Below are 21,312 nucleotides of genomic sequence, written 5' to 3' on the forward strand. Positions count from 1 at the left end.
GATACGGACTATACCTGCCAGTCGATGGGCTGTTCATCCCTCGCTTGCAAGATCTCATTGATTTTAGAGAAGTGCTTACAGCCGAAGAAACCTCGATAGGCCGATAATGGCGATGGATGTGGACCAGAAATGATCTGGTGCTGCGATGCGTTAATCCCTTTGCCTTTTTTAATGGCATGAGCGCCCCAAAGTACAAAAATGATTGGCTGAGGCTGCTCGTTTAGCAGAGCAAGAGCGTTAGCGGTAAAGGTTTCCCAGCCTGATTTAGCATGGGAGTGCGCCTTGCCCTGCTCCACGGTAAGTACCGTATTAAGCATCAACACGCCCTGCTCGGCCCAGCGGCTCAAATTGCCATGGGCGGGGATGGTAAAACCGTCGATATCACTAGCCAACTCTTTATACATATTGACCAGCGACGGCGGCGTCTTGACCCCATGCTTAACCGAGAAGCATAGGCCATGAGCCTGATCTGGACCATGGTAGGGATCTTGCCCAATGAGTACCACTCGCACCTTATCTAGCGGTGTCGAATCAAATGCAGTGAGTACCTCACTCTCTGGCGGGTATATCACCTTTCCCGCAGCGCGTTCGCCTTCAACAAACTGCTGCATTGACTGAAAATAGGCTTGTTGCTGCTGCTCGTTTATAAATGATTGCCAGCTAGAGTGCGCTGCCATGATCCAACCTCAAGATAAAAATTTGCCTAAGCTTAAAAGGTCGCAGCATCGCTTGCAATCGTTAGCTCTAAGATAACCAATAAAACAAACTTTACAGTGATTGAGCGACTTATTCGCTATTGCGAAGAAGGAAACGCTAACAATTTTGCCATTTTAAACACGATCTTCTACGACAAAAACCAACCTTTTGTCATTGGTATTAAAAATTGTCAGTGTTAATATAGCGCCTCTTTCTTCTTTGGACGGCAATCGATGTACTCTCCAGCGCAATCATCTATGCGGCATTCAGGCTTCACCCTTATCGAACTGGTCGTTGTCATTATCACTTTAGGTATTCTTGCCGTTGTTGCTGCGCCTAAATTTCTGAGCCTATCTGAAGACGCGCAAGTATCTCACGTCAAAGCCACTGGCGGCGCCTTTAAGTCTGGCATCGATTTGGCCAGAGCCGTGTGGGCGGTAAAGGTCGGTGATGGCCCAGCTGAAAACCTGCCAGTTTTTGGCGAGTCAGACGATAACCATGTCGACTTTAACGCTAATGGCTGGCCAGCACAGCACTATTACACCAATGATGAAGCCTCACCACAGCTCGATAACGTCGAAGACTGTATCTCTGTATGGCAAGTGCTATTTCAAAACAATGAGCCTACGGTGTCTGAATCTGGCAGCGTGGATGAAACCGACTATAAAGCAAATTATATCGCACTCGGTGTTTGCAGATATGACTACACAGATAACACCAATCTATCGATTACTTATAATTCCAATAATGGCAGTGTAGTAGTGGACTCAGATCCAAGCAGCTAATATAAACAGTGTCAGCTTTGGATAAAGCACTGACTCAAGTGAAATAACGGAACTATTCATGACAAGAAGCACGACAGCGAGCGGTTTTACACTCATCGAGATGGTTGTTGTGATCATCGTTTTAGCCATCTTAGCCGTTATTGCCGTCCCTAAGTTTATTAACCTAAAACAAGATGCCGAAATTGCCAGCATAGAAGCCACAGGCGGCGCCTTTAAAGGTGGTATCACCTTAGCTAACGTCAAATGGGCGTCTAAAGGTGGTAACGGCCCTGTCGATAACCTACAGGTATTCGGCGATGGCAGCAGCGGCCAACTGGATATCAACCAGTGGGGCTTCCCCGCTCAAAACTATCCGCCATTTGAATCTAGTCCACGCCTCAACAATGTTGCTGACTGCATGTCTGTTTGGCGTACAGTTTTACAAGATGCGCCTGTGGTATCGAATAACGCCAATACAGCAGGTGCAGAGTACCTCGCGACCTACATTAGCTCTGATCAATGCCGCTATTTCTACCTGCCAGAGCAGACCATGTCTATCTATTATGACTCCCGTAACGGCAACGTGATTACCGATTCAGATCCCAATAGTTAATAACAATGGTTCATTAATGGCTCATTTAAGATAGAATCGAGTCACTACCATACGTAAACAAGAGCAGAAGCAAGATGTCAGAAGCTAAAAAAGAAACCACCATTTTTGAACTAGCCGATCAATTCATTGCGTTGGCGAACGAACTCGCTGCTAAAGAGCAAGATGTCGGTAAAGTCGGCACAGCGATGCGTTTTGCAGCCTCTCGCTTCAATGCATTCGAAGCTGCGCTAAAGTCATCCGATCTTGCTGCTGAGAAAGACAATGCACTTGAATGGTTTACTGATGAATATAAAGCCATGTTAAATGATAACTTGGATGACCATATCAGAAACCCTGTTCAGTCTCGTGAGCCAGAGCCAGAAGCGGCTAAAGATGATGCCGTACAGGTATTTAACTCTTAATTCAGTTGGTATTAACGGCTGAACACTCAATAAAAACGCCATCATGTTGATGGCGTTTTTTTATGTCTATAACAGCATCGCTTACAGCGTCACAACGACTCGTATCGCTAATAGAATTAACACCACCCCCGATAATTTATCGATTAAAGCTGCCTTCTCTCGCAGCTTTGGCAACACGGCGGAATGAGACAAAATCAGCGCGATTAAGGTATACCACAAGCCATCTACCACTAGCGGGGTTAAGACAATTAACGCTTTGCCGGTTAAGCTATCGGCCACCATCACAAACTGGCTGAATAACGCTAAGAAAAACAACATGATCTTAGGGTTAAACAGTGATATCGCTAAGCCATCTCGAGCTGCAGTAAAGGAATCGGTTGACTCTCCAGCAGCGAGTTTATCTGACATACCGCCTTTTGAACGCAGTGCTTGCATGCCCATATAGGCAAGATAAAGCGCACCGATGACTGCAATACCGTTAAACACCATAGGCGCTTGTTTTAACAAAACCGCCAAGCCTAATAAGGTCACTAAGGCATAAACTCCAATGCCGATAGAGTGCGCCCAAGCGCAGATGATACCTTTACCTCGACCGCCACCTAAAGTGTGCCTTACCACCATAGCTAAACTCGGGCCTGGTGACATCGCTCCTAAACAGCAGATAGCTAGCAAACCTAGCCAAGCGCTAATACTCATCTCTTTCCTTTCTTATCGTGTGACTGCGTTAATCGCCACAATATACATGATTGAACCAAGGAGCTCATACTATCAATTGCGATAAGCTGAAATGACAAAGGGATAAAGATCTGGTTAAACTCAGCTTGCAGCGTTCAATATCGCGAATTTGTCGCGAACGGCTACAAAATAGTGTAATTAAAACAGTTGAACACAAGCTAAACTCCTAAGCTTTGGAGTCATCATCTATCTAATATCATGGAGTATTAATGAGCACCATTTCAGTATCGATTCTGGTTTTCTTTGCACTGATTTGTACCCTTATTGCCGCATTAGTCGGGCTTAAAGTGAAGGGGAAATATATTCCTAACGGCGTGATTCTAGTTTTAGGCTTTATGGCGATGAGCGTAGGCGCCGTGTTTGGCTTCCTCAACTATGGTGAAGATTATGACGCCTATAAACGGCTTCATTGGCAAACGCTCACTCCAAGTCAAATCCAGCCACTTGTGGACCAGGGTTATACGGTATTTGTTGATATTACCGCAGACTGGTGCAATATCTGCCTCGCCAATAAAGCCTCAGTGACTCACAGAGAGAAAATCGTCAACGCCTTAACCCAGAGCAATATCATATTGATGCAGGGTGACTGGAGCCAGCCCAATGTCGTGGTAGAAAGTTATATGCAAACTCAGGGCAGAGGTGGGACGCCCTATAATAAAATCTACGGCCCGGGGGCACCAAATGGCATAGTGTTACCTAGCCAGTTGACCGTAAAAGCTGTGATGTTAGCCTTAGAAAAGGCCAAAGGCTAAAGAAGATACTAGGTTCTAAGTTCTAGGACGCTACGCTTCGAGAACGGACTTCGTCCTGCTAGGAAAAGTAAAAGCTTGACGGGCTAAAGCCCGACCTACAAAATCAAAACTACTTTTCCTGCTTTTCCATCTTTGCTTTCATCATCTTTAAACCGTCTTTGCTTTTCCGGCTATTCCGTCTTTGCTTTTATCGCCTTTGCTCTTCCTAGGATCTTTCTTTATCTACCGTAAGCGCAGCGCTCTGTAGTGACGCAGTCACGTTCGCTAGGCCACAGGCCGTTCGACTCTTTTAAAACCGTCTTCGCTTTAACAGCCCTAGCTCTTCCTAGAACCTAGTACCTTCTATAAAAGCTAGCACCTTATTTGAACTTACCCCATTGACCTAGGGGTATAGATCACACTAATCTAAACAGCCGTTTGATTATTAAGTAAGCATGACAATCCAAATAATAACTAAATCAGCTAAAAGGTATTTCAATGGCATACGACTCAGACACTAGGCTCGACCTATCCCGTTACGCTTCTCTTATCGATCTGATCGAACTTGCCAGCGCCCGCTATGGCGATAAAGCGGCATATTCGTGCCTAGGTAAAGAAACCAGCTTCAACGAAATCAATCGCTATTCGCGTCAGTTTGCAGCTTACCTACAACAAGAAACAAATCTGGTGCAAGGCGATAGAATTGCCATTCAGCTACCCAATATTACTCAATTTGTTATTGCTGCTTACGGTGCAATAAAAGCGGGTATGGTGTTGGTCAACACCAATCCACTCTATACCCAACGTGAGCTTATTCATCAATTTAACGACTCTGGTGCAAAAGCCTTGGTGGTGCTATCTGATCTGCTACCAACATTAACTGAGGTGGTAGCGAGTACGGGAATTGAAACCGTGATATCCACCCATGCGATGGACTTAATTGCCCCGCAGCCACAAGCTGAAGTGCCGTTCGCAACCGTACCTTTTTGTGACGTACTGGCAAAGGGTGAACAGCTTACCTACGCGCCAGTAATCAGTGTGCTTGGACAAATTGCAGCATTACAGTACACAGGCGGCACAACGGGTCTTTCAAAAGGCGCCATGCTCACCCACGGTAATTTAATCGCCAATGCTATGCAGATTAAGTCCCGTTTAGGTAGCCGCATTATCGAGGGGGAAGAGATTTTCGTTGCGCCCTTACCCGTCTACCATATCTATGCCTTTATGGTGAACTTGGTACTTTACTATGAGCGTGGCGGCTGTTCGGTTTTAATCCCGAATCCCAGAGATATTTCAGGACTTATTTCGACCCTATCACAGTATCCATTTACTGGCTTTGCGGGGCTCAATACCTTATTTGTGGGCCTATGCCATCAGCCAGAATTCAAAGCGCTGGATTTTAGCCACCTAAAAGTGACTATTTCTGGCGGCACTGCACTGACGCAAGCCGCAGCATCGATATGGCAACAAACCACAGGTTGTACTATCTCTGAAGGCTATGGTTTATCAGAAACCTCACCTGTGGTATCGCTTAACTCTCCGGGACTTGAACAACTTGGCACCATAGGCAAGCCAGTTATCGCGACCCAAGTAAAAATCTTAGATATGGACGATAATGAAGTGCCTATCGGTGAAACCGGTGAGCTAGCGGTATTTGGTCCACAGGTGATGCTAGGGTATTGGAACAATCAAGCTGAAACCGACAAGGTGATGACCCGCGAGGGCTACTTTAAAACCGGCGATATTGCGGTGGCGACGGCAGATGGTTTCCATAAGATTGTCGATCGTAAGAAAGATATGATTATCGTCTCAGGCTTTAATGTCTACCCTAATGAAGTGGAAGATATTCTGTCTAATCATGAAGCGATATTGGAGTGTGCCGTGATTGGCATCAGTGATGACCACAGTGGTGAAGCGGTGAAAGCTGTAATCGTACTCAATGATCCCCATGCCGACAAAGAACAAGCTAACACTCAGATAAAAGACTACTGCCGTAAACAACTGACCGCTTATAAAGTACCGAAGTTTATCGAGTTTGTTGACGCCTTGCCTAAGTCTACCGTAGGCAAGATTTTAAGGCGCGAGCTACGTAAGTAACTCAATAAATAACAGTTACACCAGTAACTCGAAACAAATAAGGAGCCTTAGGCTCCTTATTTGTTTATGTTAGCTTTGCTTTACCCAAATAATTTGTTCAGTGGCAAAACCTAGGCTTTTAGCTTGCTCAATAAATTGCAGCTTAAGCGCATCGTCAGCCTCTGGACTGCGCGATAAGAACCACAAGTAGTCACGGTTATAGCTGGTGATAAAGGCGTATTGATAACCCTCTTTATCAAGCTCATACACCACATAGGCGCCATAAAATGGTCCGAAGAAAGACACTTTCAAGTGGCCGATATCTGGGCTGTCAACAAAGTAAGCTTTCCCCTCAGCTTCATCCCAAGCTTGCTCTGCAGTCGAAAAGCCGCGATTAATCACCTTCACGCCGCCATCATTGCGCATCGAGTATGTCGCAGTCACCTGATTAAGGCCACGCTCAAAGCTGTGGTCGAGACGAGCAATCTCATACCAAGTCCCTAAATATCGCGGTAACTCAAACTGCCTTACAGGCTCGATACCACTGGGCAAGCTAGTACAAGCAGATAACAACAATAAACAAGCAATGGTTATTAAGCGCATAGGATTATCTCTTATTGTGATGAAATGCATAGGCTGAGATTGAGTAACCTCATAAACCTATGCTGTTAACTAACTATACGCTTAAAACGCTGTTTTAGTTCACTCTTGTAGCAATCCATCATCTGTTAATAACTGCAAGCAGGCAAACTCTCGGTAAAGCTCGCTGCTTTGCATCAGCTGTTGATGGGTACCGCTAGCGACGACAACCCCTTTATCAAGTACTAAGATGCGGTCAACATTGATTACCGTTGCCAGTCTATGAGCGATAATCAAGGTGGTTTTACCTACCATTAAGCAGTCGAGTGCCTGCTTAACCTTGTGCTCACTCACCGCATCGAGGGCGCTGGTGGCTTCATCTAGCAGTAAAATTGGCCTGTCGGCAAGTATTGCTCTAGCGATGGCGATACGCTGTTTCTGCCCACCCGATAGTCGCACTCCACGCTCCCCCAAATAAGTCTGGTAGCCATCGCTAAATTCGCTAATAAACTCATCCGCTTTGGCGGCAATACAGGCCTGCTTCACCTCCGCTTCGCTAGCATCGATACGACCATAGCGCACATTTTCTAATACGCTGGTAGCAAAAATCACCGACTCTTGAGGTACCAAGGCATACTGCTGGCGCAAGGTTTGCGGACTGAGTCTAGCAATATCAACACCATCTAATTCAATACAGCCGCTATTTAATACGTAAAAGCGCTGCAACAGTTCGAACAGGGTGCTCTTGCCTGCCCCACTGGCTCCCACTAAGGCAACTCGCTCTCCAGGCTTAATATGAATATTCAGTCCGCGAATCACTTCATCTTCATCGCTGCTCTCTACACGCTCAAGGCTGTCATCATTAAAGTTGTTATAACTAAAGCGCACCTGTTTTAGCTCAAGCTCGCCGCGCACAGGTGCTAGCAGTTCAAGTGGATTTTCAATAACAGGGATATCTATCGGTGTTTCAATCAGTTCGATTAAGCGTTCGGTCGCGCCTGCCGCTCGCTGAATTTCGCTAATCACCTCACTTATGGTCGCGACCGAACCTGCAACCATCACCGCATAGAACATAAACGCCGATAGCTCACCTGCTGATATTGCCCCGCTCATCACATCATGTGCGCCAACCCAAGTAACCAAGGCGATGGCGAGAATACTTAAGAACATCACTAAAGAGATTAATATCGAGCGGTACTTAATACGTCCCTTCGCGGCATCCATCACCGCCTCGACACGATGATTAAATAGCTCTCTGTCCTTATCTTCGTGAGAGTAGGCCTGCACGGTATGGATCTCATGCAGAGTCTCATCAACGTATGCACCTAAATCCCCCACTTTGTCTTGGCTTTTACGGGAAAGGTCGCGCACCTTGCGACCAAAAAAGAAGATAGGTCCCAGCACCATAGGTACGGCTAACAATACCAACCCGGTCATTTTAATACTGGTGATAGCCATCATCACGATGCCGCCAATGACGGTCACACTCGCTCGTAGCATCATCGACAAGCTTGATCCAACCACTGATTGCAATAAAGTCGAGTCCGCAGTGAAGCGAGAGATCACCTCGCCGGTTCTTAGCTTGGCGTAAAAGCCGGGAGAGAGTTTCAATAAATGGTCATACACCTTAAGGCGGATATCGGCGCTCACTCGTTCGCCAAGCCAAGTCATCAGATAGAAGCGACAGAAGATAGCCGAGCTACTGAGTGCGGTAATACCTATGACTAACAAGATAATTTCATTAAGGCGCGAGCCGTTATCTTTTAAAAAGCCTTCATCCACCATCAGGCGTACACCCTGCCCTAGAGATAACCAGGCTAAGGAACCGATAAATAAGAAAATAATCGCGGTGACAACTTTTGTACGGTAAGGTTTTAAAAAAGCACCAATCCACGGAAGTACCGAGCGTTTGTTGGCATTTGTCACAGATGGCTTAGCCACCACGCCATTAGAGACAGAAGAAGCGTTTCGATTCAATGCAATATCCCTAACCTTAAGTAAGGTTAAAATGAAAACAACAGCAGAATAACAAAACCCACGCAAAGGCAGGTAGTGTTTAGCAAAACTTTACGCCTGCTAAAAATCACAAATCGTTTCCAAGCGTTATCTGCCCAGCAAAAGCTGTCGTGCTTACATCATCCCAGCGTACTGCACATCTCATGGCAGAGCTGATATAGTGCGCATATTCTTAGCTAAGCATTCATTTATCTATGGCAGTATCAAGCTCAAAGCAGGCTAACTTAAAAGCATCAGCCTCAAAAAAATCTATTTCTAACGAAACCAAAACCGAAGCGATGAAAGTGGCTAAAGCGACACAAAAACCAGGGCAAACTAAAGAGCAAACCAAACTCATCGCCCAAGGGATCGAAAAAGGCATCGCCGAATATAAAAATTGCAAAAAGGTAAGGCTAGGGAGCGCGATAAAGCCCGTAAACAAGAGGTAAAAGCTAAGGCTCTTGAAGCCAGTGACCATGACCACAGCAATATTGAAGACCGCGCCTCAAGTCCATACTTACCTTGGGGGCTACTCACCCTAAGTTGGATTGGATTTATCGCCTACTTATTCATTAGCCAATAATTTTAATTCCCCCCCTTGTCACCGAGAGCAGCACTTTTGATGCACCATTAGTGCTGTTTCCTTCGGCTTCGATATTGTTTAGCATCTACTTATAAGCTATTGTTTAGTTGTTACTAAACTAAGGTGGGTATGAGTAGTTAAACATGTCAGCAAATCCATTCATAATTTGTCATAACTTGTCTTATCCTATTCATTGTTCCCGCCATCGCTATTCACAATCTATAACTATACTTAGCCTATCAAAAAATATGGATTAGCTGGAGCACACGGTCATGACTGAGCAATCTCCCCAAAAAAAACAAGTTACAAGTAAGAAGGATGAAGTCAAAGCACTTGGCTTTATCATTTTGATTCTATTCCCGGTGTTAACTGCCACTTTACTTAGCGCATACGGATTATTTACTTGGATATCGCTAACGCTTACTGGCGTTCCATCTCACTAATATCAACAACTTACTTTAAATTTATTAAGAGGATGCCGTTATGAGATGGTTACTTAACATCTGGCGCACACTAACAAAACCAGCAAAATACTTAACCCTAGGCACAATTAGTCTTTCGGCTTTTTTAATGGGCATTATTTTCTGGGGTGGTTTTCACACCGCACTAGAAGCAACCAACACCGAAGAGTTCTGCATTAGCTGTCATGGTATGGAAAGCATGCCATACCAAGAGCTGAAAAAAACGGTTCACTTCTCTAACAGTTCAGGGGTTCGTGCAACCTGTCCTGACTGTCACGTGCCACACGCATTTGGGCCAAAAATGGCGCGTAAATTAGAAGCTTCTCACGATGTATATGGCTGGTTGTTCAATACCATTAATACACCTGAGAAATACAATGCCAAGCGTTTAGAAATGGCGAGCCGTGAGTGGAAGCGTTTCGACCAGAATAAATCATTAGCTTGTAAAAACTGTCACCAATACGAGTCTATGAAATGGGACAGCATGTCTAAGCTTGCTCAAAAGCAGATGAAGCGTGCAGCAGAAACAGATCAAAGCTGTATCGACTGCCACAAAGGTATTGCTCATACCCTACCTGACATGGGTACGGCCCGTGCACCTGAGTTAATTGCTGAAGTTGGTCGTGGTGTTAGTGGCTTACAAGTAGGTCAAACTTATTTCTCAGCTCTAACTAAGCCATTATTCTTTAACGATAAGACAGATGTTGAAGCCGGTACGCTAAATATCGCCACTAAGGTGAAGATCCTAGAAGTGAAAGGCAATCGTGCCAAGATTGGTATCGATGGTTGGAGAAAGAAAATCGGTGCAGGCCGCGTGATCTACTACGACTTTGGCTTAAATATTCTTTCTGCTCAACTCACTAAAGATGCAGCGCTAGAAGAAGGTGTGATTAAGACATTCGAAGAGAAAGAAGATCCAATGACAGGTCTAATTTGGCAACGTGTAGAGGCGGACATTTGGACGGATAGCGACTACTTACTATCGGATCTACAGCCACTATGGGATTACGCTCAAAGCACATACGATACAAGCTGTAGTGTATGTCACACTCAGCCAGCACCAGCCCACTTTGACGCAAATACTTGGCCTGGTATGTTCCAAGGCATGATCTCATTCGTCAATATGGATCAAGATACCCAAGCTTTGGTACAGAAATATTTACAAGAGCATTCATCAACTTTCGATAAGTCGGCTCATTAATAGGACATAATGCAATGAACAGAAGAGACTTTCTAAAAGGCTTAGTAGGAACATCTTATGTCGTACTTAGCGGATCATCAGTACTTGCACCTCTCAATGCTTTAGCGGCGTCAGGTGCCGATGCAAGTGACGGCTGGCTAACAACAGGTTCGCACATGGGTGCGTTCAAGATGAAGCGCAAAAATGGCGTGATCTCTGAGGTTATTCCGTTCGATACCGATATGTATCCAACGGATATGATTAACGGTATTAAAGGCTTAGTTTATAACGAATCTCGCATTCGCTACCCAATGGTTCGCTTGGACTTTTTATTAAAAGGCCACCAGAGCGATACTAAACAGCGTGGTGATTTCCGCTTCGTTCGTGTGACTTGGGACAAAGCACTGGGTTTGTTTAAAGACTCACTTGACCTAATTCAAACAAAATATGGTCCATCAGGACTACATGCAGGACAAACAGGTTGGCGTGCAACGGGTCAGTTGCACTCATGTACTAGCCACATGCAGCGCGCTGTTGCCATGCACGGTAACTTTGTTAAAAAAGTCGGTGACTACTCAACCGGTGCAGGCCAAACAATTTTGCCTTACGTCTTAGGTTCTACTGAAGTGTATGCTCAAGGTACCTCTTGGTCGCTGATCCTTGAGCACTCTAAGACCATCATTTTATGGTCAAATGATCCTTACAAGAACCTACAGGTCGGCTGGAACGCCGAGACACACGAGTCTTATGCTTACCTTGCTCAATTAAAAGAGAAGGTCGCGAAAGGCGAGATCCGTGTTATCAGTATCGACCCTGTTGTGTCTAAAACTCAGCAATACCTAGGTTGTGAGCATCTATACATTAATCCACAAACCGACGTGCCATTCATGCTCGCTATTGCTCATGAAATGGTCGAGAAAAACCTACTAGATAATGAGTTTATCGAAGGCTATAGCTTAGGCTTTGATAAGTTCTTACCTTATCTACAAGGTCAAACTGACGGTGTAGAAAAAACACCGGAATGGGCATCAAAAATCTGTGGTGTTTCACCAGAGGTCATCCGCGACTTTGCAAAAGTATTGACCAAAGACCGTACCCAAATTTTGATGGGCTGGTGTGTTCAGCGTCAGCAGCATGGTGAGCAGCCATACTGGATGTCAGCAGTACTTGCGACCATGATAGGCCAAATCGGCTTACCTGGCGGCGGTATTAGCTATGGCCACCATTACTCAGGTATTGGTGTTCCATCTTCTGGTGCCGCAGCGCCAGGTGCGTTCCCACGTAACCTCGATGATGGCCAGAAGCAGCTTTTTGATAGTACTGACTTTAATGGCGCAAGCAGCGTGATCCCTGTTGCCCGTTGGATTGACTCCATCCTTGAGCCAGGTAAGACCATCGATGCTAATGGTTCTAAGATTACCTACCCAGACATTAAGATGATGGTGTTCTCTGGTAATAACCCATGGAACCACCACCAAGACCGTAACCGCATGAAGGAAGCTTTCTTCAAGCTTGAGTGTATTGTGTCTATCGATATGAACTGGACAGCGGCTTGTCGTTTCTCTGATATCGTACTACCAGCTTGTACGACATTCGAACGAAACGATATCGACATCTATGGCTCGTATGCGAACCGCGGTTTGCTTGCCATGCAGAAAATGGTCGAGCCGCTATTCGAAAGTCTTTCTGATTTCGAAATATTCACTCGATTTGCAGCACTATTAGGCGAGGGCAAAGCGCAAGAGTACACTCGTGGCATGAACGAGCATCAGTGGCTAGAGATGCTGTACAACGATTGTAAAGCTTCGAATGAAGGTAAGTTTGAAATGCCTTCATTTGAAGAGTTCTGGAAAGCCGGTTATGTATACTTTGGTGAAGGTAAGCCTTGGGTTCGCCATCAGGCATTTAGAGATGACCCAGAGATCAACCCACTGGGTACACCCTCGGGCTTGATTGAGATCTTCAGCCGTAAGATTGCCCACTATGAGTATGACGACTGCCCTGGCCACCCAACATGGATGGAAAAAGTTGAGCGTAGCCATGGTGGACCAGGTTCTAAGAAGCACCCAATTTGGTTGCAGTCTTGCCACCCAGATAAGCGCTTGCATTCACAGATGTGTGAGTCAACAGAGTTCCGTGAAACCTACACTGTAAAAGGGCGTGAACCTGTGTATTTAAACCCAGAAGATGCTAAGAAACGCGGCATTAAATCTGGCGATATTGTACGTGTATTTAACGACCGTGGTCAGCTGCTTGCAGGTGCCGTCGTATCGGATAAATTCCCTCAAGGCATTATCCGTATCCAAGAGGGCGCTTGGTATGGTCCTGTGGGCAAAGATGGTAGCAAAGAGGGCGGTGCAGAAATTGGTGCGCTAGATAGTTATGGCGATCCAAATACCCTAACGCTAGATATCGGTACCTCTAAGCTTGCACAAGCTTGTTCTGCCTATACTTGTCTTGTTGACTACGAAAAGTATCAAGGTAAAGTACCAGCAGTAAGTTCATTCAGCGGTCCGATTGAGATAGCACTATGAGTACAGATGCAGTAAACACAGAACCAGTAGAGGTTAACCCTGTTAACCAGGTTAGAAGCACGATTTATCAATTGCTTTCGTCACTGTTTGCTAAAGAGATTGATCATAAAACACTGCATGATTTAACCAGTGAACAAGCCCAGAATTTTTGGGCGCAACTGGGCAGTGAAAGCGCTTTTAAGGCCGATGTAAATATCTTGGTTGCAGAGCTCGCTACACTTAACACTGATAAGGCACTACTAGAACTTGCTGCTGATTATTGTGGTCTGTTCTTAGTGGGTACCAAGTTCAGCGCATCGCCCTATGCTGGCTTGTATCTAGACAACAAGCCAACAGAAAATGGAGACGAGCCGCTACTCTTTGGTGAACAGCATCAGCAGATGACCCAGTTTTTAAAACAGAGTCAGCTGCAGGTGCAGAGCGAGTTTCCTGAGCCTGCCGATCACCTAGCGGTAATCTTGGCCTATGTCGCTCACCTTTGTATCCATAGCGATGAAGCCGTGCAACTTAGCTTCATCGAAGCGAACTTAACCAACTGGTTAAGTCGCTTTGTGGACAAGGTGACCGAAGTTGATAACGGTAACTTCTATCAAGCTTTGGCAAGACTCACCCTCTCTTGGGTTAAGTCTGATGCAGAGTGGTTAGCGTCAGAGTTAAACTAACCTGCAAGTGACAAAAAAGCGTGAGTGAACTTAAGTTCTCTCACGCTTTTTTATGTCTAATAATTAGCTAGGCATACTATTACTCTTGTTTCAGCGCAATCCACCCGCGTAAGGCAACTAACGACGCCTGCCACAATGCCTTTAGCGATTCATGTTCAACGGCTTGATATTCACTTTGTGTAAGATCTGACTTTTCTAGCACCTTACAGCGAGCCGACAGCGGGCCTAGCCCCATATTCGAGCTACTGCCTTTTAATGCATGTAGAATATGCTTCATATCAGCATCTGGCTTTAGCAAACCCTCTAAGTGTACCTCACTAGTTTGCTGATAGATCCTAGCCAGCTCTATCACTGTGTCTAATCCGAGATAGGTTAAGTCTTGGCTTAGCTGAGCCTCATCGAGCAGTTCAGCATCTGTGCTATTCTTCACTATGGAACCGCTCCTCTCAATGAGGACTTCATCTTCGGCTGTCTGCTGGCTCAAGGCTGTTGATTGGCTCAAGGCTGTTTCATCAGAAGTGTCGATGTCAGCAAGAGGTTCGGCGCTGCCAAGCCAAGCAGATAACGCCTGCATATCCAGCGGCTTCATCAAGACTAAGTTAAAGCCTTTAGCTTGATAATTTTCCATATCGTCGGCTTGCAGCTGAGCGGTAAAGGCGGCGATATCGAGCTGATGCCCGGTTTGCTCATTCACCTCTTGCAGATCTTCTAGCAACTCAATACCCGAACCGTCACCGAGTTGAATATCAAGCATGATGGCATCAAACTGTGTCGCACTTTGCACCGTATAGGCTTTTCTCGCGGCTTCACAGCTCTTGGCTAACACAGAGGTGTGTCCAAGGTGAGCAAGGAACCCTTGAGCCACCATGGCATTAATCTTGTTATCTTCGATAACTAACAGGTGTTTGCTCTGGGTATGAGCCACTTGTTGTTGCAACTCAAAATCAGGTCTGTCACAAACGACCAGCGGCAGTGAAAAACCAAAACAGCTACCCTTGCCCTCCTCGCTCGTCACCCATACACCACGGGTCTCGATATCACTGCCGCTATTCATCAGCTCGACGAGCTGCTTGCTAATCGCGAGCCCGAGTCCGGTTCCTCTATCTCGTCCCTTACTCGGATCATTGCTGTAGGCTTTAAAGAGCTTTTTCATCGCGTTTGAATCGATACCGACGCCTGTATCTTGCACCTTAAATTGCAGCAAGCCGCCTTTAACTTCAGCAATCAAGTCGACTTGCCCCTGAGGGGTAAACTTAATCGCGTTGCCCAATAGGTTTAGCAATACTTGCCGTAGTTTAGGCCCATCGATATAGATCCACTTAGGCAGGTTGCTATGGTGAGAGCGCAGGGTTAATCCGGCAAGTCCAGCCCCTGCCAACATGATAGCCACCACCTGCTCCAGCAACTCATTGATATCGACGGCGCGGGGCTCATTGGCAAGTTTTCTCTGCTCAAGGCGCGAGAAATCTAAAATATCGTTTAATACCGTTTGCAGTAAGGTGCCGCTATATTGCGACAATGCCAATAGTTGCTGCTGCGCCGGAGGTAACTTAGCGTGTCCTAGCAGAGTCAAAGTGCCTAATAGGCCATTGAGTGGCGTACGGATCTCATGGCTCATGGTGGCGAGGAACAGCGACTTGGCTTGGTTAGCCTGCTCTGCCATATCTCGGGCGAGTACGTGCCCCTTGGCCTCTCGATCTAACTTAATATTTGCCTCGGCCAGCTCCAATGTTCGTTCTTCGACTTTAGCTTCCAGTGCTTGCTTATGCTCAAATAACTCGGCAGCTGTCTCACGTAGCTCCGCCTGTAGCTTCTGGTTATGATCAGTTTTTTGCCTAAAGGCCTTTATGGCACTGGCCATAGCAGCAAGCTCATCATCGCCTTGGGTATCAATAGTCACCGCAGTATTACCTAAGCTCAGCTGGGCAAGCGCCTTAGTAGCCGCATCGAGTTTAAGCGCGATACCTCGATAAATAACTTTGTAGACCACGACGAAGATCAGCAGAAACATCAATAAACCCGTCGTCCATAGACCCAGTTTTGCCCAACTGAGTTGCTTGAGGTAATTATTTCGGGCATTGTCCGCCTCAATGCGCTGCAACTGCATCGCGTTGGCGACCACCTTATTGAGCACATCCAGCTTATCTGTGATGATTTGTAGCTGTAACTCCTGCGCACTATGGTACTGAGCGTACTCTTTTTGCAAGGAGAGACTGCTTGGCAAAGTCTGTAATATGGCAAACTGCTTCGCTAAAGTATTGGCTCGGTCAGGATCGCGGATAATATGGGTCAAGCTAGTGAGAGACGTAAGATAGCGAGTCTGAGAGTTACCTATGCTCTTATCTAAATGCGTCATACCACTCTTCACTTCAGCCGACTCTGACTGAGAGCGCGCCACTTTAGCTGACTCGCCAACGAGAGTGGCAACGGGTGTGACTTGGCTACCAATATCACCCAGCAGCGGATAGCTCCCCGGCTCTAACTCCGGAGACTGGAACATCTGCCCCATTAAGGCGATGTTGTGGACAATTTTCAGAGCTCGGTTAAGACGCTCCTGAGTATCTAAATCTTGTTCGATTAGGGTATCGAGTAGCTGAGCGGTCTTTTCTGTACCGACGGCATCAGGATAAGCCAGACTGAGTTTAGATAAGATCGCCGAATCGACAATCGCCAGTTCCGCAAGCAGCAACTCGGTACTTCTATTTGCCGCATTAACTAACTCCCGTCCCTGCTTTTTCAAGCTATAAGCCACCTGGATACGTTGACCCACCTGCTCGCCAAGCTTAGAGGTATCGCCAATAATCTCCGAGGCACTCTGCTCAAGACTTAAGTCAAAATTCACTTCTAGTGCCTTGAGGACTTTAATCGCACTGAGCATAGTCGCACTTTCAATGGACAGTTTGCGCCCAACAAACTGCCGCTGAGCTTCATCTTCTGTCTGGCCTAACAGCCCGGCATTCTCGGCCAAGGCACTACTAGAAAGTGCCAGCTCACTCGCGGCTTCGGAAGCGGGTAAAGCACGGTTATACAGGTATTTATCCGCCTGTTGAACCCAGCGCAGACTCACGCTACCAAGGCTAACTAGTAGAAGCAGCAGTAAGGCGAGTAAACCAAAAGCCAACATAAGACGGCCAATCAGGCTTTTTCTCGATAGAGATAATTTAGGCGAAGGAGGTTTTGGCAAAAACAATACACTCACTGTTATCTATTAAGCTGGTACAATATTATACCAATTGCATTAAATATTTAATCAATTCATAGGGACGTTAACCATGGTCAAAGTTTTACAGCAGCGTTTATTACTATTTGTAAGCTTAAGTTTATTAGCCTTACAGGTAAGCGCGACCAACACACAACCCTCCTGGTCTTTAGAACAGAGAACCCCTTATGAAGAAGTACTGCAGCAAACTAAATCTTTAGAGCTCACTCCACTATCCACCGCTCAAAAAACTTGGCGGATTTGCGCCTTAGTGCCACATCTGAAAGACACTTACTGGACTGGCATAAACTATGGGTTAGTGCAGCAGGCTAAAGCACTAAACCTTAAGCTCGAACTCTTCGAGGCAGGAGGCTATTACGCTCAAGATAAACAGCTGAGTCAACTCGATAACTGTATGAAGCACAACTTTGATGCGATACTGCTTGGCGGCGTACGTCCTGACATCTTAGATTTTTATCAAGCCCCCATCAACAAGCCTGTGATTGCGTTAGTCAACCGAATCAAGCATCCCAAAGTGAATACGCGAGTCGGTGTTAACTGGTATCAGATGGGCTTTATGGCGGGAGATTTTATCAAGCATCAAGCCAAAGAGCCGGTCACCCTTGCGCTATTAACCGGCCCCGATAAGCTCGGTGGCAGTGATTATGTTGAGCAAGGCCTGTCTGCGGCACTGAAAGACAGTTTCGTAAGCATCAGCGCCGTGCATCACGCCGACAATAACCGCAACCTCTACCGTGATGAACTCGAAGCATTACTTGCTGAACAGACACCAGATTATATTCTCGGTAGTGCCGTTGCCATTGAAGCGGGTGTCAGCATACTGCGCCAAAAGCAACTCACAGACAAAGTTAAGTTGATTAGCAGCTACCTCTCTCCAGCCGTATTGCGAGGGATCTATCGTGGGAAAGTTGAGTTTAGTAACGACGATAAGGTGGTATTACAGGGAAAACTCGCCATCGACATTACGGTGAGGGAGCTTGAAGGCGCAAAGGCGTTTGGCGATATTGGCCCCAAGATAAAAACGCTATACCCGCAGCACATCAGTAAAGACGTGCTTAAAACTAGCCTGCCACCAGCGAACTATTATCCCATTTATCGGGTCAATACTGGCTATTGATAACTGAAAGAGACAAAAGACAAGAAGCAATTTCGTTTATGGATATTGAGGGGGTAATGACAGCACCTCACCTAAGTGCCCCTGCAATCCAATATAACTAGCGTTTTTGATTGAGAAATACCTATGCCTAATATCGTTTATATCGCGACTAGTCTCGATGGTTTCATCGCAGACAAAGATAACAAAGTTGATTGGTTACATGACATCCCCAATCCAGAAGGTTCAGATCTTGGCTTTAGTGACTTTATGACGCGTATCGACGCCTTGGTGATGGGACGTAACACCCTGGGAGTAGTGCTTAGTTTCGGTATTGACTGGCCCTACACAAAGCCTGTTTTTGTGTTGAGTAATACGTTAACTCGGGTACCTGAAGGGCTAGAGGGAAAGGTATTTCTGGTTAAAGGTCCGCTAAAAGAGGTACTAAAACAGATTAATGCTCAAGGTTATCATGAGCTGTACATCGATGGCGGCAAGACGATTCAAAGCTTCTTACAAGAGGACTTAATTGATGAACTGATCATTACCACCATTCCGGTGCTACTCGGTGGCGGTATATCCCTATTCGGCGAACTAGCCTCACCACTTAAGTTTAAGCATGTGAAAGCCGAGAGATTGGTCGATTACTTAGTGCAAAATCGCTTTATTAGGCAGAGATAATGACAGATTTGAGCGCGTTAGCGATATGAATAGAGTCATAGTGGTATTAGGTTCACCCAACGATAACCAAGGCAACTTATCAGATATTGCCCTGTCTCGCTGCCAAGCTGCGCTTATTGAATATCAACGGCACCCTGAGTGCAAACTACTCCTCACAGGTGGCTTTGGTGAACACTTTAATCAAACCACCACGCCACATGCTATCTATTGTCAGCGTTACTTGATTGAACAAGGCGTAGCCAATGATGCCTTTACCGATATCGCCCTCAGCCGCTTTACCTTTGAAAATGGCACATTATCTATGCCTATCATCAAGCAACATGGCTTTAGCGAAATCTGTTTGGTCACATCTGAATTTCATATGCCTCGCGCTAAACTGATCTTTAGTCAGCTATTTCCAGAGCTTCGCTTTCATTATATAGAAGCAAAAACGCCTATTAGTGGAGCGAAGTTGCAGCAGCTTATGCAGCATGAGTTGTCAGTGATGGGTAGAGAGCGAGCAAACCTCGCCAAATTTGAATCAATAGCATCAATAGAACAGTGAAACAGCAACAGCCATCATCCATAGCGACGAGCTAGACGGTTTTAATCCTTCACCTTTGCTGCAAACAGATAGCCTTCACCGTGGACAGTAACAAACAGATCGCTTGATAACTTATTGCGTAGACGGCGAATAATCACGTCGATTGTTCTGTCGTTGACATCCTGATCTCTGTGGCTGGTTTGCATCATTAATCGCTCGCGAGATAATACCTGTTGAGGATGTAGCGAAAAGGCGGTGAGCAGTTCAAACTCGGCTTTGGTGAGCTTAATCGCCTCGCCATTATGGGTCAGTTGGCGGCTATTTAGCTCTAAAATATAATCATTGAAGGCAATAATATTATCGTCGGCATCGACCTGTTCGGCGCTATCGGCGACCGCTTTTTTCACCAGAGACATGCGCCAGAGAAGATTCTTGACCCTAACCAACAACTCACGTAACTCAAAAGGTTTAGTGACGTAATCATCGGCGCCCATCTCTAGTCCAACAATCTTATCTATGGTTTCGTCGCGGCCTGTGACGAGAATAATCCCCACATGACTCTTGCTACGCAGCTCGCGCGCAAGGCTCAAACCATCGACACCGGGTAAGTTGATATCGAGCATAACCAGATCAATATGCTGGCGCTCAAATTCTTGCCACATCTGGTCACCATCTTGAGCTTCGAGCACTTCATAGCCCTCTTTCTCAAAATAACCTTTTAACCTAGCTCGGATGACAGCTTCATCATCAACAACCAGAACCCGGTAACCCATATACCACCTCAACCCTAAACCACCTCTATAGACAGAAGTGTCTACAAAATTGCGCCACATAATATACACAAGTTAGCACGTAAAGCGAGCTGTTGAGGAGCTTGGTGACAAATTGAAAAGATTGCTAAAACTAAAAAAGCCAGCTCAATTCGAGCTGGCTTTTAAAAATAACTTTGAGATTATTAACTTAGAAGCTTTTGCTAACCCCAAATACAACGCGGTCATCGAATATTTCAGTTTGAGTACCGTAAACTAAATGGTCGTCTCCGACTGAACTACCGTGATAACGAAGATCGAAAGTTAGGCCAACGTAGTTCGCTTCAACACCTAGGTTCCAGTGAGTCCAGCCCTCTGCACCTTCGCCATCAAGATCTTGATAACCGAATGAACCCGATAGCATAACGCCATTGTTGAAGTCATAGCTTGGGTGAATCGCATAGTTAACGCCCTGCCAACCATCGACACCGAACCAGTCATCTAATGTAGGCGTGACTTCTAACTGCACATTAGCCTGACCAAACTGCTTAGCAACACGAACCCAAAGTTCGGTGTAGTTTGAGTATGAAGCACCAGGATAAAGATATGAAAATACCATCACATCATAGGTAAACCCGCTGTCACCAAAGGCACCCGCTTTACCGATATAAGGCGCGGTGACAATCTCAAGATTAGGATCGGCAAACTTGATGTTTGAAGCAAACACACCTGTGTACCAGCCGTCGTCATTTGCCCAGCCTAAGGTGCCTTGTACCACAGGTACATCGCCATCCATAGTTTCAGACTCGCCACGAAATACATAGTCTGTAGCAAACTTAACGTTACCGCTAATCTCACCACCGAAGAGCTCATTATCGTCTGCAGCAACAGCTGAGCCCATGCTCGCCATCGCTAAACTGCCAAGCATAATCGCATGTGTAAATTTCATAATCATCATCCCAATATTTGTTTCGATTTATATGTATCAACCTAAGTCTAGAGCAAATAGTACTGATAAGTTATTAATGAGCTTACG

At 45.8% G+C, this 21,312-nt stretch carries 19 protein-coding genes and 1 pseudogene; 13 read left to right on the plus strand and 7 right to left on the minus strand.

The window, feature by feature from the left end; genetic code table 11:
* Positions 1-8: 8 nt before the first annotated feature.
* Complete coding sequence (ung, locus tag JMA39_RS14900) at positions 9-677, minus strand: uracil-DNA glycosylase (protein ID WP_202722642.1); 669 nt, start codon at positions 675-677, stop codon at positions 9-11.
* Between the two features lie 252 nt (positions 678-929).
* On the opposite strand from ung, the gene JMA39_RS14905 reads away from it, so the two are divergent.
* The 3 genes from JMA39_RS14905 to JMA39_RS14915 all read left to right on the plus strand — a co-directional run bounded on the left by JMA39_RS14905 (position 930) and on the right by JMA39_RS14915 (position 2,474).
* Positions 930-1,481: a type II secretion system protein gene (locus JMA39_RS14905; RefSeq protein WP_202722643.1), complete on the plus strand. Its 552-nt coding sequence runs from the start codon at positions 930-932 to the stop codon at positions 1,479-1,481.
* A gap of 58 nt (positions 1,482-1,539) precedes the next feature.
* Entirely contained in the window at positions 1,540-2,073 is a 534-nt protein-coding gene (locus tag JMA39_RS14910) for a type II secretion system protein (RefSeq protein ID WP_202722644.1), read from the plus strand.
* Between the two features lie 74 nt (positions 2,074-2,147).
* A complete protein-coding gene (locus tag JMA39_RS14915; RefSeq protein ID WP_202722645.1) occupies positions 2,148-2,474 on the plus strand; it encodes a DUF3144 domain-containing protein in 327 nt (108 codons plus the stop codon).
* Between the two features lie 81 nt (positions 2,475-2,555).
* Here the strand turns inward: JMA39_RS14915 and JMA39_RS14920 are convergent, their stop codons facing one another.
* Entirely contained in the window at positions 2,556-3,170 is a 615-nt protein-coding gene (locus JMA39_RS14920; protein WP_202722646.1) for a LysE family translocator, read from the minus strand.
* A gap of 248 nt (positions 3,171-3,418) precedes the next feature.
* On the opposite strand from JMA39_RS14920, the gene JMA39_RS14925 reads away from it, so the two are divergent.
* Together JMA39_RS14925 and JMA39_RS14930 are read left to right on the plus strand one after the other, a co-directional pair.
* Positions 3,419-3,961, plus strand: a complete 543-nt coding sequence (locus JMA39_RS14925) for a thioredoxin family protein (protein WP_202722647.1) — start codon at positions 3,419-3,421, stop codon at positions 3,959-3,961.
* 477 nt (positions 3,962-4,438) lie between these two features.
* Positions 4,439-6,037, plus strand: coding sequence for an AMP-binding protein (locus JMA39_RS14930; RefSeq protein ID WP_202722648.1), 1,599 nt, complete (start codon positions 4,439-4,441; stop codon positions 6,035-6,037).
* 69 nt (positions 6,038-6,106) lie between these two features.
* Here the strand turns inward: JMA39_RS14930 and JMA39_RS14935 are convergent, their stop codons facing one another.
* Both JMA39_RS14935 and JMA39_RS14940 read right to left on the minus strand, forming a co-directional pair.
* A complete protein-coding gene (locus tag JMA39_RS14935; protein ID WP_202722649.1) occupies positions 6,107-6,619 on the minus strand; it encodes a lipocalin family protein in 513 nt (170 codons plus the stop codon).
* A gap of 99 nt (positions 6,620-6,718) precedes the next feature.
* Positions 6,719-8,539, minus strand: a complete 1,821-nt coding sequence (locus tag JMA39_RS14940; protein ID WP_244999896.1) for an ABC transporter transmembrane domain-containing protein — start codon at positions 8,537-8,539, stop codon at positions 6,719-6,721.
* Between the two features lie 266 nt (positions 8,540-8,805).
* Between JMA39_RS14940 and JMA39_RS14945 the strand changes: the two are divergent.
* The 5 genes and pseudogenes from JMA39_RS14945 to torD all read left to right on the plus strand — a co-directional run bounded on the left by JMA39_RS14945 (position 8,806) and on the right by torD (position 14,010).
* Positions 8,806-9,173: pseudogene (locus tag JMA39_RS14945) on the plus strand (DUF2956 domain-containing protein).
* A gap of 272 nt (positions 9,174-9,445) precedes the next feature.
* A complete protein-coding gene (locus JMA39_RS14950) occupies positions 9,446-9,616 on the plus strand; it encodes a periplasmic nitrate reductase, NapE protein (protein WP_202722651.1) in 171 nt (56 codons plus the stop codon).
* Between the two features lie 40 nt (positions 9,617-9,656).
* Positions 9,657-10,835, plus strand: coding sequence for a pentaheme c-type cytochrome TorC (gene torC / locus JMA39_RS14955; protein ID WP_202722652.1), 1,179 nt, complete (start codon positions 9,657-9,659; stop codon positions 10,833-10,835).
* Between the two features lie 14 nt (positions 10,836-10,849).
* On the plus strand, positions 10,850-13,348 hold the full coding sequence (gene torA, locus JMA39_RS14960; protein ID WP_202722653.1) for a trimethylamine-N-oxide reductase TorA: 2,499 nt from the start codon (positions 10,850-10,852) through the stop codon (positions 13,346-13,348).
* A complete protein-coding gene (gene torD / locus JMA39_RS14965; protein ID WP_202722654.1) occupies positions 13,345-14,010 on the plus strand; it encodes a molecular chaperone TorD in 666 nt (221 codons plus the stop codon). The genes torA and torD overlap by 4 nt, the downstream gene beginning before the upstream one ends.
* A 79-nt stretch (positions 14,011-14,089) precedes the next feature.
* Here torD and torS read toward each other — a convergent pair whose 3' ends face one another.
* Positions 14,090-17,200 carry a TMAO reductase system sensor histidine kinase/response regulator TorS gene (torS, locus tag JMA39_RS14970; RefSeq protein ID WP_202722694.1) on the minus strand — a complete coding sequence of 1,037 codons (3,111 nt, stop codon included), beginning with the start codon at positions 17,198-17,200 and terminating at the stop codon, positions 14,090-14,092.
* A gap of 82 nt (positions 17,201-17,282) precedes the next feature.
* Between torS and torT the strand changes: the two genes are divergently transcribed.
* The 3 genes from torT (at position 17,283) to JMA39_RS14985 (ending at position 19,548) form a co-directional block, all read left to right on the plus strand.
* Positions 17,283-18,347, plus strand: coding sequence for a TMAO reductase system periplasmic protein TorT (gene torT, locus JMA39_RS14975; RefSeq protein ID WP_202722655.1), 1,065 nt, complete (start codon positions 17,283-17,285; stop codon positions 18,345-18,347).
* A gap of 123 nt (positions 18,348-18,470) precedes the next feature.
* Positions 18,471-19,004, plus strand: coding sequence for a dihydrofolate reductase family protein (locus JMA39_RS14980; RefSeq protein WP_202722656.1), 534 nt, complete (start codon positions 18,471-18,473; stop codon positions 19,002-19,004).
* Positions 19,005-19,029: 25 nt separating this feature from the next.
* The gene (locus tag JMA39_RS14985; RefSeq protein WP_202722657.1) at positions 19,030-19,548 is read left to right on the plus strand and encodes a YdcF family protein; all 519 of its coding nucleotides are present in this window, start codon (positions 19,030-19,032) and stop codon (positions 19,546-19,548) included.
* Positions 19,549-19,589: 41 nt separating this feature from the next.
* On the opposite strand, the gene torR is transcribed toward JMA39_RS14985, so the two are convergent.
* Positions 19,590-20,300, minus strand: a complete 711-nt coding sequence (gene torR, locus JMA39_RS14990; protein WP_202722658.1) for a two-component system response regulator TorR — start codon at positions 20,298-20,300, stop codon at positions 19,590-19,592.
* 187 nt (positions 20,301-20,487) lie between these two features.
* On the minus strand, positions 20,488-21,225 hold the full coding sequence (locus JMA39_RS14995) for a TorF family putative porin (protein WP_373316344.1): 738 nt from the start codon (positions 21,223-21,225) through the stop codon (positions 20,488-20,490).
* Between the last annotated feature and the right edge of the window lie 87 nt (positions 21,226-21,312).

Origin of the sequence: Shewanella schlegeliana (assembly GCF_016765635.1) — a bacterium.
Classification (GTDB): domain Bacteria; phylum Pseudomonadota; class Gammaproteobacteria; order Enterobacterales; family Shewanellaceae; genus Shewanella; species Shewanella schlegeliana.

Excerpts from the sequence above, each read along its gene's own strand:
- JMA39_RS14905 (WP_202722643.1), top strand. The coding sequence starts at position 930 with ATGTACTCTCCAGCGCAATCATCTATGCGGCATTCAGGCTTCACCCTT.
- JMA39_RS14920 (WP_202722646.1), bottom strand. The coding sequence starts at position 3,170 with ATGAGTATTAGCGCTTGGCTAGGTTTGCTAGCTATCTGCTGTTTAGGA.
- JMA39_RS14910 (WP_202722644.1), top strand. The coding sequence starts at position 1,540 with ATGACAAGAAGCACGACAGCGAGCGGTTTTACACTCATCGAGATGGTT.
- JMA39_RS14925 (WP_202722647.1), top strand. The coding sequence starts at position 3,419 with ATGAGCACCATTTCAGTATCGATTCTGGTTTTCTTTGCACTGATTTGT.
- torR (WP_202722658.1), bottom strand. The coding sequence starts at position 20,300 with ATGGGTTACCGGGTTCTGGTTGTTGATGATGAAGCTGTCATCCGAGCT.
- torT (WP_202722655.1), top strand. The coding sequence starts at position 17,283 with ATGGTCAAAGTTTTACAGCAGCGTTTATTACTATTTGTAAGCTTAAGT.
- torC (WP_202722652.1), top strand. The coding sequence starts at position 9,657 with ATGAGATGGTTACTTAACATCTGGCGCACACTAACAAAACCAGCAAAA.
- JMA39_RS14915 (WP_202722645.1), top strand. The coding sequence starts at position 2,148 with ATGTCAGAAGCTAAAAAAGAAACCACCATTTTTGAACTAGCCGATCAA.
- torD (WP_202722654.1), top strand. The coding sequence starts at position 13,345 with ATGAGTACAGATGCAGTAAACACAGAACCAGTAGAGGTTAACCCTGTT.
- JMA39_RS14930 (WP_202722648.1), top strand. The coding sequence starts at position 4,439 with ATGGCATACGACTCAGACACTAGGCTCGACCTATCCCGTTACGCTTCT.
- JMA39_RS14980 (WP_202722656.1), top strand. The coding sequence starts at position 18,471 with ATGCCTAATATCGTTTATATCGCGACTAGTCTCGATGGTTTCATCGCA.
- torA (WP_202722653.1), top strand. The coding sequence starts at position 10,850 with ATGAACAGAAGAGACTTTCTAAAAGGCTTAGTAGGAACATCTTATGTC.
- JMA39_RS14950 (WP_202722651.1), top strand. The coding sequence starts at position 9,446 with ATGACTGAGCAATCTCCCCAAAAAAAACAAGTTACAAGTAAGAAGGAT.
- JMA39_RS14935 (WP_202722649.1), bottom strand. The coding sequence starts at position 6,619 with ATGCGCTTAATAACCATTGCTTGTTTATTGTTGTTATCTGCTTGTACT.
- JMA39_RS14995 (WP_373316344.1), bottom strand. The coding sequence starts at position 21,225 with ATGAAATTTACACATGCGATTATGCTTGGCAGTTTAGCGATGGCGAGC.
- JMA39_RS14985 (WP_202722657.1), top strand. The coding sequence starts at position 19,030 with ATGAATAGAGTCATAGTGGTATTAGGTTCACCCAACGATAACCAAGGC.
- ung (WP_202722642.1), bottom strand. The coding sequence starts at position 677 with ATGGCAGCGCACTCTAGCTGGCAATCATTTATAAACGAGCAGCAGCAA.